At 68.0% G+C, this 14,049-nt stretch carries 11 protein-coding genes; 1 reads left to right on the forward strand and 10 read right to left on the reverse strand.

Annotated elements, in window-relative coordinates:
- The first annotated feature begins 5 nt into the window (after nucleotides 1-5).
- Nucleotides 6-2,855 carry an EAL domain-containing protein gene (locus tag OOZ48_RS08340; protein ID WP_269497298.1) on the forward strand — a complete coding sequence of 950 codons (2,850 nt, stop codon included), beginning with the start codon at nucleotides 6-8 and terminating at the stop codon, nucleotides 2,853-2,855.
- Nucleotides 2,856-2,867: 12 nt separating this feature from the next.
- Here the strand turns inward: OOZ48_RS08340 and lnt are convergent, their stop codons facing one another.
- The 10 genes from lnt to queA all read right to left on the reverse strand — a co-directional run bounded on the left by lnt (nucleotide 2,868) and on the right by queA (nucleotide 14,043).
- A complete protein-coding gene (lnt, locus tag OOZ48_RS08345) occupies nucleotides 2,868-4,520 on the reverse strand; it encodes an apolipoprotein N-acyltransferase (RefSeq protein WP_269497299.1) in 1,653 nt (550 codons plus the stop codon).
- On the reverse strand, nucleotides 4,510-5,388 hold the full coding sequence (locus OOZ48_RS08350; RefSeq protein ID WP_269497300.1) for an HlyC/CorC family transporter: 879 nt from the start codon (nucleotides 5,386-5,388) through the stop codon (nucleotides 4,510-4,512). The genes lnt and OOZ48_RS08350 overlap by 11 nt, the downstream gene beginning before the upstream one ends.
- 52 nt (nucleotides 5,389-5,440) lie before the next feature.
- Complete coding sequence (gene ybeY / locus OOZ48_RS08355) at nucleotides 5,441-5,926, reverse strand: rRNA maturation RNase YbeY (RefSeq protein ID WP_269497301.1); 486 nt, start codon at nucleotides 5,924-5,926, stop codon at nucleotides 5,441-5,443.
- Nucleotides 5,916-6,905, reverse strand: a complete 990-nt coding sequence (locus OOZ48_RS08360; protein WP_269497302.1) for a PhoH family protein — start codon at nucleotides 6,903-6,905, stop codon at nucleotides 5,916-5,918. Before OOZ48_RS08360 ends, ybeY begins: the two co-directional genes overlap by 11 nt.
- Nucleotides 6,902-8,368, reverse strand: coding sequence for a tRNA (N6-isopentenyl adenosine(37)-C2)-methylthiotransferase MiaB (gene miaB, locus OOZ48_RS08365; RefSeq protein WP_269497303.1), 1,467 nt, complete (start codon nucleotides 8,366-8,368; stop codon nucleotides 6,902-6,904). Before miaB ends, OOZ48_RS08360 begins: the two co-directional genes overlap by 4 nt.
- Nucleotides 8,369-8,499: 131 nt before the next feature.
- Entirely contained in the window at nucleotides 8,500-9,435 is a 936-nt protein-coding gene (secF, locus tag OOZ48_RS08370; RefSeq protein ID WP_269497304.1) for a protein translocase subunit SecF, read from the reverse strand.
- Nucleotides 9,436-9,457: 22 nt separating this feature from the next.
- Nucleotides 9,458-11,329, reverse strand: coding sequence for a protein translocase subunit SecD (secD, locus tag OOZ48_RS08375; protein ID WP_269497305.1), 1,872 nt, complete (start codon nucleotides 11,327-11,329; stop codon nucleotides 9,458-9,460).
- Nucleotides 11,330-11,383: 54 nt separating this feature from the next.
- Nucleotides 11,384-11,725 (reverse strand): preprotein translocase subunit YajC, encoded by a 342-nt coding sequence (gene yajC / locus OOZ48_RS08380; RefSeq protein WP_269497306.1) that lies wholly within the window; start codon nucleotides 11,723-11,725, stop codon nucleotides 11,384-11,386.
- A 141-nt stretch (nucleotides 11,726-11,866) separates the two neighbouring features.
- A complete protein-coding gene (tgt, locus tag OOZ48_RS08385; RefSeq protein WP_269497307.1) occupies nucleotides 11,867-13,003 on the reverse strand; it encodes a tRNA guanosine(34) transglycosylase Tgt in 1,137 nt (378 codons plus the stop codon).
- Complete coding sequence (gene queA / locus OOZ48_RS08390) at nucleotides 13,000-14,043, reverse strand: tRNA preQ1(34) S-adenosylmethionine ribosyltransferase-isomerase QueA (protein WP_269497308.1); 1,044 nt, start codon at nucleotides 14,041-14,043, stop codon at nucleotides 13,000-13,002. The genes tgt and queA overlap by 4 nt, the downstream gene beginning before the upstream one ends.
- Nucleotides 14,044-14,049: the final 6 nt, after the last annotated feature.

Consider the following 14,049-nt stretch of genomic DNA (forward strand, 5'->3'; position numbering starts at 1 on the left):
ATTCGATGGCTTCGGGCCGCAATTGGCTGCAGTCCCTGCACGACCAGAGCCTGGGACGCAAGGCCGGCGTGGTGTTCCTGCTGATTTTCATGCTGGCGGTGGCCAATATCGTCGTGGTGCGCCTGGCGCTGATCCACTCCGATTCGGTCGCCGCCACCGTGAACGTGGCCGGCAAGATGCGCATGCTCAGCCAGCGCACGGCCTACCAGGGCCTGGGCCGCCTGCGCGATCCGGATGCCGTGGACGATCAGATGCAGGCGGACATCGCCGATTTCGAGCGCGCCTACCATACCCTGTCGGTCGGCGGCGAGGTCTTCGGCATGACCGTCCGCCCACTCGATGGCGAGCTGGCGGGCAGCCTGCTGGCGGTGGGCGAGGCCTGGCAAAGGTATCGCGAGAATGCCCTGGCGCGCAGCCTGGCGGGCAATGTGGCGGACGACGAGTCGTATGCCCAGGTGCGCGCAGCGCTGGATGCACAGTCCCAGGCCGTTTTGCTGGCGGCCGAGACCCTGCTGGCCGGCCTCGTCGACCTGGAGGCGGCCTATCGCCGCAATCACCTCCAGGCGCTCTACCTGGTATTCGGCCTGGACCTGGTCCTGTTGCTGATCGCCAGCGCGGCCGTGCGGCGCTATGTGCTGCAGCCGCTGCGGATGCTGTCCAATTATTGCCAGGAGCTCATACGCGGAAACTATGCGGCGCGCGTGGATTATCCGCCCAATGACGAAATCGGGCAGCTCGCCGTCGGCTTGAACGACAGCGCGCGGCGCACGCACGAGCTCATGCAGCGGATCCGCACGGAGCACGAGAACCTGCAGCGCGCCGAGGCCCTGTTCCAGGGCGTGGCCGACAACGCGGCGGTCGGCGTGATCGTGGTGCTCGACGACATGAGCCTGCGGTACGCCAACGGCGTCTATGTGCGGATGCTGGGCCTGGATGCCGCCGCGCCGATCTACGACTCGAGGATCGACGACGCCTTCATCGCCCGGGACCGGCAGCGCCTCATGGCCCTGCTGGACGGCTACCTGGACGGCCGGCTCACCACCGACCGCGGGCACGTCTTCCAGTTGCGGGCGGCCGGCGGCAAGGAACTGCCGGTCGAGCTGTTCTGCTCGGCAATGCAACTGGGGGCCGACCGGGCGGTGGTCGTGGTGCTGATGGACGTGAGCGAGCGGCGCGAGGCCGAGGTGGCGGCCCGCGAGGCTTCGCTGGTCTTCGAGTCGACCAGCGAAGCCATTGTCGTCACCGACAGCCAGGGGCACGTGCTCAACGTCAATCCCGCTTTCACCGTGATCACCGGCTACACGCGCGACGAGGTGATCGGCGCCAATATGCGCATTCTGTCCTCCCACCGCCAGGACCGCGCCTTCTACCAAAAGCTCTGGGAGGCGCTGCGGGTGCACGGCCACTGGAGCGGAGACCTCTGGAACCGGCGCAAGGACGGCCAGGATTACGCCGAACACCTGACCATCAACGCCGTCTACGACACCGACGGCGGCGTGCGCTGCTTTGTGGGCATCTTCAGCGACATCACGCAGCAGAAGCGCTCCGAGGACCTGATCTGGCGGCAGGCGCACTATGACAGCCTGACCGGCCTGCCCAACCGCCAGCACTTCCATCTCAAGCTGCAGGACACCCTGGATCGCGCTGGCGACGGGGGCTGCGGCCCGGTGGCGCTGGTGTTTCTGGACCTGGACCTGTTCAAGGAAGTCAACGACACCCTGGGCCATGAGGTCGGGGACACCCTGTTGCGAGCGGTCGCGGGGCGGATCAGCGGCGCGGTGCGCGAGAACGACATGGTGGCCCGCCTGGGCGGTGACGAGTTCACGCTGATCCTCGAAGGGCTGGGCGATTCCCCGGTGGTCGACCGCATCCTGGACGATGTGCTCGAGGCCCTGGCGCGGCCGTACATATTGAGCGGCCAGGAGGTCACGATCTCGGCCAGCGTGGGCGTGACCTTCTATCCCCGGGACGGCGAGGACGTCGGCGAGCTGCTGCGCAACGCCGACCTGGCGATGTATGCGGCCAAAGAGGGCGGACGCAACCAGTACCGGCGCTTCGAGTCCTCGATGCGCGAGGCCGCCCTGATGCGCCGCCAGCTGCATCGCGACCTGCAATCCGCCCTGGCCGAGCGCCAGTTCCACCTGCTCTACCAGCCCATCGTCGACCTGGATACCGGCAGGATGGTCAAGGTCGAGGCCTTGCTGCGCTGGAACCATCCCGCGCGCGGCCTGCTGCCGCCGCTGGCCTTCATCGCGCAGGCCGAGGAATCCGGGCTGATCCGCCAGATCGGCGACTGGGTGTTTCGCGAGGCGACCATGCAGCTGCGCGCCTGGCGGCATGCCCACGACTTGCAGATGAGCATCAACGTCTCGCCGGTGCAACTGCTGGCCGACGGCATCCGGACGGAGGACTGGCTGGCGCACCTGCGCGAGCTCGGCTTGCCGCCGGGGCGCCTGACCGTCGAGATCACCGAAAGCCTGTTGATGGACATGGGGCCGGCCACGCAGGACAAGCTGCTGGCCTTCCGCGATGCCGGGGTGCAGGTGGCCCTGGATGATTTCGGGACGGGCTATTCCTCGCTGTCGTACCTGAACCGTTTCGACATCGACTACATCAAGATCGACCGCTCGTTCGTCGAGGACCTGGATATCGGCACCGAGAGCCTCGCCCTGTGCCAGGCCATCATCGTGATGGCGCACAAGCTGGGCCTGGCGGTCATCGCCGAAGGCGTGTCCAGCGCGCGCCAATGCGAGCTGCTGCGGGCCGCGGGCTGCAATTACGCCCAGGGCTATTTCTTTGCGCAGCCTCTGGAGGCGGCCGAGATCGACGAGATGATCGTGCGGCGCCTGCTCTAGGCGCCATGACGCCTAGGGCAGGGTCGTCGCGCGGCGCGCGCCGCGCCGCCACAGGCCCAGCAGCAGGCAGGCCAGCGTCCAGGCCAGGATCGGCGCGTCGCCCCAGCGCACATAGGGCGTCAGGCCCTGCGTCCCCTGGATCTCGACGTCCAGCACGCCGGGCGATTGCGGGTCCAGGGCGGCGCGCACCCGTCCCAGGGGATCGATGGCTGCGGTCACGCCGGTGTTCGTCGCCCGGATCATGGGCCGCCCGGTCTCCAGGGCGCGCAGGCGCGCGATCCAGAGGTGCTGGCGCAGTGCCCAGGTGTTGCCGAACCAGGCCAGGTTGCTGAGGTTCACCAGCACGCCGGGGCTGTTGCCCGATGGGCCGGGGCGCACGCTGGCGGCGATCTCGGCGCCGAAGGTGTCCTCATAGCAGATGTCCACGGCAAAGTGCTGCGATCCGGCCTGCAGCGGCGGCTGGCGCGCGGCGCCCCGGTCGAAATCCCCCAGCGGAATGTGCATGGCGTCGACGAACCAGCGGAACCCCGGCGGCACGAATTCGCCAAAGGGCACCAGGTGCCGCTTGTCGTAGTGCCAGGCCAGGTCCGGCGTGGCGCGGCCGGTGTCCGCCGGAACGACGACCAGCGCCCCGTTGGTCAGGCGCTCGCCCTCCGGCGTCGCGCGGCGCAGGGGCATGCCCATGAGGATGGGCGCGTCCAGGCCGCGCGCCACGGCGCGCCACCGTTCCCAGACGGCTTCCGGGATGTTGTCCTGGAACGCGGGCATGGCCGTCTCCGGCAGCACCACCAAGGCCGGCGCATCGGCCGGCGCCTTGGGAGGCAGCCCGGCCAGGCGCAGGTCCTTGTCCAGCACAGCCTGGAATCGCGCGGGATCGAATTTCTGGGATTGCGGTGTGCCGGTCTGGACCAGGCGCACGATCATGGGGGCGCCCTCGGATCGCACCCAGGCGATGTGCGTCCAGGCGATGCCCAGCAGGCCGCCGCCCAGCGCCAGGGCGATGGCCGCCGCCGCGGCGCGGTCGTGCGGGGTGTCCTTGGCCCGCGCCATCAGCGCGATGGCCCCTGACGAGAACGCCGCCAGCCACGCCAGGCCGTGGACGCCGACCATCGGGGCCCAGCCGGTGAACATGCCCTCGGCATGCGCGTAGCCGATGTTCAGCCAGGGAAAGCCGGTGAACAGGGTGGTGCGCAGCCATTCGCACAGCGTCCAGGCCGAGGCCCAGATCGCGGCGTTCAGCACCTGGCGCGGCGCGCGCTCCGCCACGCCGCCGCGCCGCCCGCACACCAGCGCCGTGAGCGCGGCGGCCAGCGCGGCGTACAGGCCCATTGCCGCGGCGAACAGGACCAGCGCCGCGACGGCCAGCGGCAGGGGCAGGCCGCCGAATTGGTGCATGCTGATCGTCAGCCAATACACGCCGACCAGAAACAGGGCGAAGCCGAATAGCCAGCCCCGCCAGGCGGCGCGCCGCGCGCCGCCGGCGCAGAAGACCTGATGGGCCAGGATCGTCAGGGCGACGATCTGGACGAAAGGCAGGCTCCAGGCGGGCAGGGGGCCGGGCGCGAAGCTCAGCGCCTGCAGGCCGCCCGCCGCCAGCGCTGCCAGCGGGCCGCGCCAGGCGGCCCACCGGCCATGGACGGCGGTGGCGCCGGCCTCAGGCGGCATCGCCGTGCGTCTGCGGGGTTTGGCGCTGGATGTGCAGCCAGCGTGCGCGTTTGCTGTCGGCGCCGACCACGGTCAGCAGCAGGCCCTGGCATTCGAGGCGTTCGCCCCGGCGGGGGATGTGTCCCAGCGCCTCGGCCAGCCAGCCGTTGAGCGTGTCATGGTCCTCGTCCGGGAGCGCCACGCCGAAGGTGTCGTTGAAGACCTCGATGTCGGTCGAGCCCATCGCCCGCCAGCTGTTGTCGCCGGTGCGGAAAATGGTCTTTTCGGCATCCTCGTCGTATTCGTCCTCGATGTCGCCCACGATCTGCTCGAGGACGTCCTCCATGGTGACCAGGCCGCAGACCCCGCCGTGCTCATCGACCACGATGGCCAGGTGGTTGCGGTTGCTGCGGAATTCATGCAGCAGAACGTTCAGGCGCTTGGTTGCGGGAATGAAGACCGGCGGACGCACCAGCGCGCGCACCTCGAGCTGGCTGTCCGACAGCGCCAGCAGGAGATCCTTGGCCAGCAGCGTGCCGAGGATGTTGTCGCGGTCGCCCTCATAGACGGGAAAGCGGGAATGGCCGGTTTCGATGATGTCGGGCATCAGTTCGGCCAGGGGCCGGCTGACGTCGAGCATGTCCATGCGCGAGCGCGGAACCATGATGTCGGACACGGTCTTGTCGGCGACCTCGAGCGCCCCGGAAATCATCGCGTAGGATTCGCCGTCGAGCACCGACTGGTCGTGGGCCGCGTCGAGGACGGCCTTGAGGTCTTTGCGGTCCGCGGGAGCCGCAGGCCTGAGGAAGGCGGTGAGGCGGTTGCACAGGCGCTTGCCGGCCGAGCGCTTAGGTCGAGGTTCGGAATCGGGTGAGTTGGGGTCTGGCATTGCCCTGCGGAGCTGTTGATGGAATTCCAAGCATAACCGAAAAGCCCGGCCGTCAGCCCCTGGCGCGCACGCCGTAGGGATCGGGTATTCCCTGGGCCGCGAGGATGGCGGTTTCGAGGGATTCCATGGCGTGGGCCTCGCCGGGTTCGATGTGGTCGTGGCCCAGGGCATGCAGCACGCCGTGGGTGACCAGGTGGGCGGCGTGGTGCGACAGCGGCTTGCCTTGTTCGCGGGCCTCGCGGCGCAGCACCGGCATGCACAGCACGATGTCTCCGCTGAGCAGGCCCGAGGGGTCCTCGCCGTACTCGAAGGTCAGCACGTTGGTCGCATAGTCGCGCCGGCGGTAGGCCAGGTTCAGCGCCCGGCCCTCGTCCTCGCCCACCAGCCGCAGCGTCAGGGCGACGGGCCGCCCGGCACGCGGTTCCGGCGGCGCCAGGGCATGTTCCAGGGCGCGCCCCACCCAGCGCCGCAGGCGCCAGCGCGGCACTTCAGGTGCCGGTTCGCCGTACTGGACGGACAGCGAAAATTCAGGATACATGGTCGCCGGCCTGTTCGTAGGCGTCGACGATGCGGGCGACCAGGGGGTGGCGTACGACGTCGTGGCTGGTGAAGCGCGTCGTGGCGATGCCCGGCACGCCGTCGAGGACCTCCAGCGCATGCAGCAGCCCGCTTTGCTGGCCGCGCGGCAGATCCACCTGCGAAGGGTCGCCGTTGATCACCGCCTTGCTGCCGAAGCCGATGCGCGTGAGGAACATCTTCATCTGCTCGGGCGTGGTGTTCTGCGCCTCGTCGAGGATGATGAAGGCGTGGTTCAGCGTGCGTCCGCGCATGTAGGCCAGCGGCGCGATTTCGATGGTCTGCTTCTCGAACAGGCGCTGGGTGCGTTCGAAGCCCAGCAGGTCGTACAGGGCGTCGTACAGCGGCCGCAGGTAGGGATCGACCTTCTGGACCAGGTCGCCCGGCAGGAAGCCCAGGCGCTCGCCGGCCTCCACGGCCGGCCGGGTCAGCACCAGGCGCGAGACCGATTCGCGCTCCAGCGCGTCGATCGCGCAGGCCACGGCCAGCCAGGTCTTGCCGGTGCCGGCCGGACCCACGCCGAAGGTCACGTCGTGCTTGAGGATGGCATTCAGGTAGTCGCGCTGGCGCGGCGTGCGCGGCCGCAAGTCGGCCTTGCGGGTGCGCAGATTCAGGCTGGCATCGTCGATGGGCGGCAGTTCGGGCGGCGGGGCGCTGGGCGCCCGGCCGGCGGCGCCGGCCCCGAGCTCCACCAGCCCCAACTGCAGGGTATCCAGCGACAGCGGGCCCTGGGCCGCGCGCTCGTGAAACCAGCGCAGGGCCTCGGCGGCGCGCGCCGCGTCATCGCCGCGCACGGTAAAGCGGCTGCCGCGCCGCGAGATCCCGACCCCGTAGGCCTGGGCGATCTGGCGCAGGTTCTCGTCCAGCGGGCCGCACAGATCGGCCAGCTGGGCATTGCCGCCGGCCAACTGCAAAGACACGGGCTTGCGGCGTTCACTCATGGGCGGACCTCGACGCGTTCGGGGATGATCTCGCCCTTGAGCGTATTGGCCAGGGCCTGGGTGATGCGCACATCGACCATGTGCCCGATCAGGCGCGGGTGTCCGGCGAAATTCACGATCCGGTTGTTTTCGGTGCGCCCCCGCATCTCGCGCGGATCGCGCCGCGAGGGGCCCTCGACCAGCAGGCGCTGCGTGCCGCCGACCATGGCGGCGCTGATGGCCGCGGCCTGCTCGTTGATCAGGGCTTGCAGCCGGTGCAGGCGATCGAGTTTTTCCGCCTGCGGCGTGTCGTCCTGCAGGTCGGCCGCCGGGGTGCCGGGGCGCCGCGAGTAAACGAACGAGAACGACTGGTCGAAGCCCACGTGGCGCACCAGGTCCAGGGTCTTCTGGAAGTCGGCCTCGGTCTCGCCTGGAAAGCCCACGATGAAGTCGGACGACAACGTGATGTCCGGCCGCGCGGCGCGCAAGCGGCGGATGATGGACTTGTATTCCAGCGCGGTGTAGCCGCGCTTCATCGCGGCCAGCACGCGGTCGCTGCCGGCCTGGACCGGCAGGTGCAGGAAGGGCACGAGCTTGGGCAGGCGGCCGTGGGCCTCGATCAGGCGGGCGGTCATTTCCTTGGGGTGCGAGGTGGTGTAGCGGATGCGCTCGATGCCCGGGATCTCGTGCACGTACTCCAGCAGCATGGCGAAATCGGCGACCTCGCCGCCCGCGCCGCCGGTGGGGCCGCGATAGGCGTTGACGTTCTGGCCCAGCAGGGTGACCTCGCGCACGCCCTGGTCGGCCAGGTCGGCCACCTCGACCAGCACGCTGTCGAAGGGGCGCGACATCTCGGCGCCCCGCGTATAGGGCACGACGCAAAAGCTGCAATACTTGCTGCAGCCTTCCATGATCGAGACGAAGGCCGCCGGCCCCTCGACCCGCGCGGGGGGCAGGGCGTCGAATTTCTCGATTTCGGGAAACGAGATGTCGACCTGCGCCTGGCCCGTGGCGCGGCGCCGGCCGATCAGGTCGGGCAGGCGGTGCAGGGTCTGCGGGCCGAACACCACGTCCACATAGGGCGCGCGGCGCACGATGGCCTCGCCTTCCTGGCTGGCCACGCAGCCGCCCACGCCGATCACCAGCCCGGGCTTCGCCTGCTTGAGGTGCCGCACCCGGCCGAGGTCGGAAAAGACTTTCTCCTGGGCCTTCTCGCGCACCGAACAGGTGTTGAACAGGATGATGTCGGCGTCCTCGGGATCCTGGGTCAGCTCGACGCCCTCGGCCTCGCGCAGCACGTCGGCCATTTTCTCCGAATCGTACTCGTTCATTTGGCAGCCGAAGGTGCGGATGAAGAGCTTGCGCGCGGGGGCGTCGGGTTCGGTGGGCTGCAGCAGCGTCGCCAGGGCCTGGTCCTGGGCGGAACTGGCGGGCGCGGCTTCAGGCACGGGCGCGCCGGGACGGCGCAGGGTGGTTTCTTGCATGATCGTTCGCCGTGACGGGTTTATATCCCGGGGGCTGTGGAGGGTGGGAAAGTGTGTATTGTACTGTGGTGTTTGGGGTTCTTTAGACGCGTGCATCAGCAAGCAATCACCCTGCACCAGCCGGCACGCAATCACCCCAACTCGACTTCCGGCCCGTCCTTCTTGACCGGCTTGACCAGGTCCTCGCGCTTGATTCCCATCCACATCGCCAGGGCCGCCGCCACGAACACCGAGGAATAAATCCCGAACCAGATCCCGATCGTCAGCGCCAGCGAAAAATTATGCAGGGTCGGGCCGCCGAAGAAGAACATCGACAGCACCATCATCTGCGTCGATCCGTGCGTGATGATCGTGCGCGAAATGTTCTGCGTGATCGACGCATTGATGATCTCGCGCACCGATGCCTTGCGCTGCTTGCGGAAATTTTCCCGGATCCGGTCCATCACCACCACCGACTCGTTGACCGAGTAGCCCAGGACCGCCAGCACCCCCGCCAGCACCGACAGCGAGAACTCCCACTGGAAGAACGCAAAGAACCCCAGGATGATCACCACGTCGTGCAGGTTGGCCAGTGCGCACGAGGCCGCGAGCTTCCATTCGAAGCGCACCGCCAGGTAAATCACGATCCCCACCACCACGAACAGCAGCGCCATCAAGCCGTTGTGCAGCAGTTCCTGCCCTACCTGCGGGCCGACGAACTCGACGCGGCGCAATTCCACATCGGGGTTCTGTGCCTGCAGCGCCGACAGGACTGTTTGGCTTTGTTGGGCCGAGTCCTCGCCTGCGCGAACCGGCAGGCGGATCATGACGTCTTGCGAGGTGCCGAAATTCTGCACCTGGAAGTCGGTGTAGCCCAGGCCCTCGATGGCGTCGCGGATCTCGCCCACCGGGGCGGTTTGCGCGTAGTGGACCTCGAGCACCGTGCCGCCCGTGAACTCGATCGACAGGTGAAAGCCGCGCGTGGCGATGAAGAACACCGCCAGCACGAAGGTCAGCAGGCTGATCATGTTCAGGATCAGCGCATGCCGCATGAAAGGGATGGTGCGATGTATGCGGAAAAATTCCATGATGTGTCCTGTCAGGGCCGAGTTAGTCCTGCTTGGGTTTCCAGACCTGGCCGATCGAAATCGACTTGAGTTTGCGTTTGCGGCCATACCAGAGGTTGACCAGCGCGCGCACACCCACCACGGACGAGAACATCGAGGTCAGGATGCCGATGCAGTGCACCACCGCAAAGCCGCGGACCGGGCCGGAGCCGAATGCCAGCAGCGCAACGCCGACGATCAGGCTGGTCAGGTTCGAGTCCATGATGGTTGCCCAAGCCCGTTCGAAGCCCAGGTTGATCGCCTGCTGGGGTGGCAGCCCTGCCCGCAGTTCCTCGCGGATGCGCTCGTTGATCAGTACGTTGGCGTCGATGGCCATGCCCAGCGTCAGGGCGATGGCCGCGATGCCCGGCAGCGTCAGTGTCGCCTGCAGCATCGACAGCACCGCCAGCAGCAGCAGCACGTTGAAACTGAGGCCCAGGGTCGAGAACAAGCCGAACAGGTGGTAATACAGGATGATGAACACCGCGATGGCCGCAAAGCCGTACAGCGTTGAGTCAAAGCCCTGGCGAATGTTCTCGGCGCCCAGGCTGGGGCCGATCGTGCGTTCCTCGATGATGTGCATGGGCGCAGCCAGCGAGCCCGCGCGCAGCAGCAGCGAGATGTCGGCGGCCTCTTGCGCCGTCATGCTGCCCGAGATCTGTACCTGCCCGCCCGGGATTTCGCTGCGGATCACCGGGGCGGTGACGACCTCGCCCTTGTCGTTCTCGAACAGCACGATGGCCATGCGCTTGCCGATGTTGTCGCGCGTCACGTCGCGAAAGATCCGCGCACCCTTGGAATCCAGGGTCAGGTTGACGGTGGGTTGCTGAGTCTGTTGGTCACGGCCCGGTTGGGCGTCCTGCAGGTTTTCGCCGGTCAGGATCACCTGTCGGCGCAGCAGCAGCGGCCGCCCGTCGCGGTCGTTGTAGCGGATCAGGCCAAAGGGCACGGTGCCCGATGCCAGGGCGGCCATCGCGGTGGGTGAATCATCCACCATGTGGATCTCGAGCGTGGCGGTGCGCCCGAGGATTTCCTTGGCCTTGGCCACGTCCTGCACGCCGGGCAGCTGTACCACGATACGGTCGGCACCCTGCTGCTGGATGACCGGCTCGGCCACGCCCAGTTCATTGATCCGGTTGTGCAAGGTGGTGATGTTTTGCTTCAGTGCGTGGGTCTGGACCTGGGTGACGGCCGACGCGCTGAGCACCCCGTCGACCGTGAACAGGTCGCCGACACGCCCGAGGGTGAACGTCATGTCGGGCATGGTCCGGCGCAGTTCCTCTGCGGCGGCGTCGCGCGCATCCTCGGTGGCAAAGCTGGCCCGCACCGACATCTGGTTGCGTTCGACGTCCTCGAATTTCAGCCGCGCGTCGCGCAGCGTCGTGCGCGCCTCGCCGGCCATGGAGTCATAGCGGCTGGTCAGCGCGCCCTGCATGTCGACCTGCAGCAGGAAGTGCACCCCGCCGCGCAAGTCCAGGCCCAGGTACATGGGATGGGCGCCAATGGCCGAGAGCCAATTCGGCGAGGCCGGCATCAGGTTCAGCGCGATCGTGTAATCCGGATCCTGGGGATTGGGATTGAGGGCACGCTCGATCAGGTCCTTGGCCTTGAGCTGGGTGTCGGTCGATTCAAAGCGCAGCCGCACCGCGCCGACCGGACCGTTCATCTCGAAGCTCGAGCCCGTGGACTGGATGCCGGCCTCAGCCAGGATCTGTTCGGCACGGGTCAGCGTCCCCATGTCCACCTTGGTCGAGGTCTTGGCCCCGGCGATCTGGACGGCCGGCGATTCGCCGTAGAAATTGGGCAGCGTGTAGAGCACCCCGATGATCAGGGCGACCAGCACGGTCAGGTATTTCCAGAGTGGGTAGCGGTTCATGGTCGGGCGGGGGACGGAAGGCGGGGGCGGGGCGTGCGGCGCCCCGTCGGCGGATCAGAGCGACTTGATGGTGCCCTTGGGCAGGACGGAGGTGACGGCGGTGCGCTGGACGATGGATTCGATCGCCTTGTCGCCGGCCTGGCCGATTTCCACGGTCAGGTAGTTGTCGCTGACTTTGGTGACCTTGCCCAGCAGGCCGCCCGAGGTGATGACCTCGTCGCCCTTGGCCAGCGCGGCGACCATGTTGCGGTGTTCCTTTTGACGCTTCATCTGGGGACGGATCATGAGGAAATACAGGATCACGAACATCAGGATGATGGGCAGCATGCCCATCAGGGCGTCTCCGCCAGCGGCGGCCTGGGCGGGGATCAGGGTCAGGGTGTCGGCGAGGGACATGAAGGCTCCTGTTGCGGTGTGCATATGTAGCGGTTGGCGTGTGGATTCAGGCGGCCGCGAAGGCGCCCTTGCGGGGTGTGCGTCTCGAGGCTTAACTCTTTATTGTAGCGGCATATGGGTGCGTCGTGAGGCCCGCAGGCCTCATTCGATCCCGCGCGCCCGGTCGCGGGCAAAGGCCTCGCGCCAAGCCTCGAAACGACCGTGTTCGATCGCATCGCGCATCTCTTGCATCAGATTCAGGTAGAAATGGAGGTTGTGCAGCGTATTGAGGCGCGCCCCTGAAATCTCGCCCGCCCGCTGCAGGTGGTGCAGGTAGGAGCGCGAGAAATGGCGGCAGGTGTGGCAGCCGCAGCTGGGGTCCAGGGGGCGGGTGTCGTCGCGGTGGCGCGCGTTGCGGATCTTGATGTCGCCGTAGCGCGTGAACAGCCAGCCGTTGCGGGCATTGCGAGTGGGCATGACGCAGTCGAACATGTCTACCCCCAGCCGCACGCCCTCGACCAGGTCCTCGGGGGTCCCGACCCCCATGAGGTAGCGGGGCGCCTCGGCCGGCATGCGCGGCGCCACGTGCGCCAGCACGCGCATCATGTCCTCTTTGGGCTCGCCCACCGACAGGCCGCCGATGGCGTAGCCCTCGAAGCCGATCTCGGTGAGCCCCGCCAGCGACTCGTCGCGCAGGTCCTCGTACATGCCGCCCTGGATGATGCCGAACAGCGCGTTCGGGTTGCCCAGGTCAAGAAACGCCTGCCGCGAGCGCCGGGCCCAGCGCAGGGACATGCGCATCGAGGCGGCGGCCTCGTCATGCGTGGCCGGCCGGCCATCGATCTGGTAGGGCGTGCATTCGTCGAACACCATGGCGATGTCGGAATTGAGCGAACGCTGGATGCGCATGGATTCCTCGGGCGTGAGGAACAGCCGCGAGCCGTCGATGGGCGAGGCAAAGCGCACGCCTTCTTCGGTGATCTTGCGCAGTCCGTCGAGGCTGAAGACCTGGAACCCCCCCGAATCAGTGAGGATCGGCCGGTGCCACTGCATGAAGCCGTGCAGGCCGTCGTGCCGGTCGAGAATGTCGGTGCCGGGGCGCAGCCACAGGTGAAAGGTATTGCCGAGCACGATCTGGGCGCCGATGTCCTCGAGCTCGTGGGGGAGCATGGCCTTGACGCTGCCGTAGGTGCCCACGGGCATGAAGATCGGCGTCTGCACCTCGCCGTGGTTCAGGACCAGGCGGCCGCGACGCGCGGCGCCGTCGGTGCGCAGGAGGGAAAACTGGAGTCCGGTCATGACTGGGCGGATTCGATGAACATGGCATCGCCATAGCTGAAGAAGCGGTAGCGGGACTGCACGGCGTGCGCGTAGGCGCGGCGGATGGGCGCCATGCCGGCCAGGGCCGACACCAGCATCAGCAGGGTCGATTGCGGCAGGTGGAAATTGGTGATCAGGGCGTCGACGCAGGCAAAGGCGTAGCCCGGGGTGATGAACAGGCGGGTATCGCCCTCGCGCGGCGTGTCCTCGTCGCCGCCCTGGGCGGCGGCCGCCTCGATCGCGCGCACGCTGGTGGTGCCGACGGCGATGATACGCCCGCCCGCGGCCCGGGTCTCGCGCACGCGGCGCAGCGTGTCGGCCGGCACCACATAGCGCTCGGCGTGCATGACATGGTCGCGCAGGCGCGTGGCGCGCACCGGCTGGAACGTGCCGGCCCCCACGTGCAGGGTGACGAAGGCGCGTCCGATCCCCCGGGCGTCCAGGCGCTCCAGCATGGCCTGGTCGAAATGCAGGCCCGCCGTGGGGGCGGCCACCGCCCCGGGCTCCCTGGCGTAGACGGTCTGGTAGCGGGCCTCGTCGCTGGCGTCCGCGGCGTGGGTGATATAGGGGGGCAGGGGCACCGCACCGTGGCGTTCGAGCAGGTCCAGTACCCGGTCCGGGAACCGCAACTCGAACAGTTCGCCCTCGCGGCCGGCCACCTCGGCCTCGAACGCGCCATCGGCCAGCACCAGGCGCGTGCCCGCCCCGGGCGATTTGCTGGCGCGCACGTGGGCCAGCGCCTGCCGCGGCCCGGTGATGCGCTCGACCAGGACCTCGACCCGGCCGCCGCTGGCCTTGTGGCCGCGCAGGCGGGCCTTGATGACGCGCGTGTCGTTGAAGACCAGCAGGTCGCCGGCGCGCAGCAGCGAGGGCAGGTCGGGGAATTGCAGGTCATGCAATCCACCGGCGGCGTCCAGGTGCAGCAGGCGGCTGGCGTCGCGTCGCGCGGCCGGCGTCTGGGCGATGAGTTCGGACGGCAGTTCGTAATCGAACTGGCTGAGGTCGAGTTCGTGTTCCACGGGGAT

Source organism: Castellaniella sp. S9, from assembly GCF_027257175.1.
In the GTDB taxonomy this organism is placed as follows: Bacteria; Pseudomonadota; Gammaproteobacteria; order Burkholderiales; family Burkholderiaceae_B; genus Castellaniella.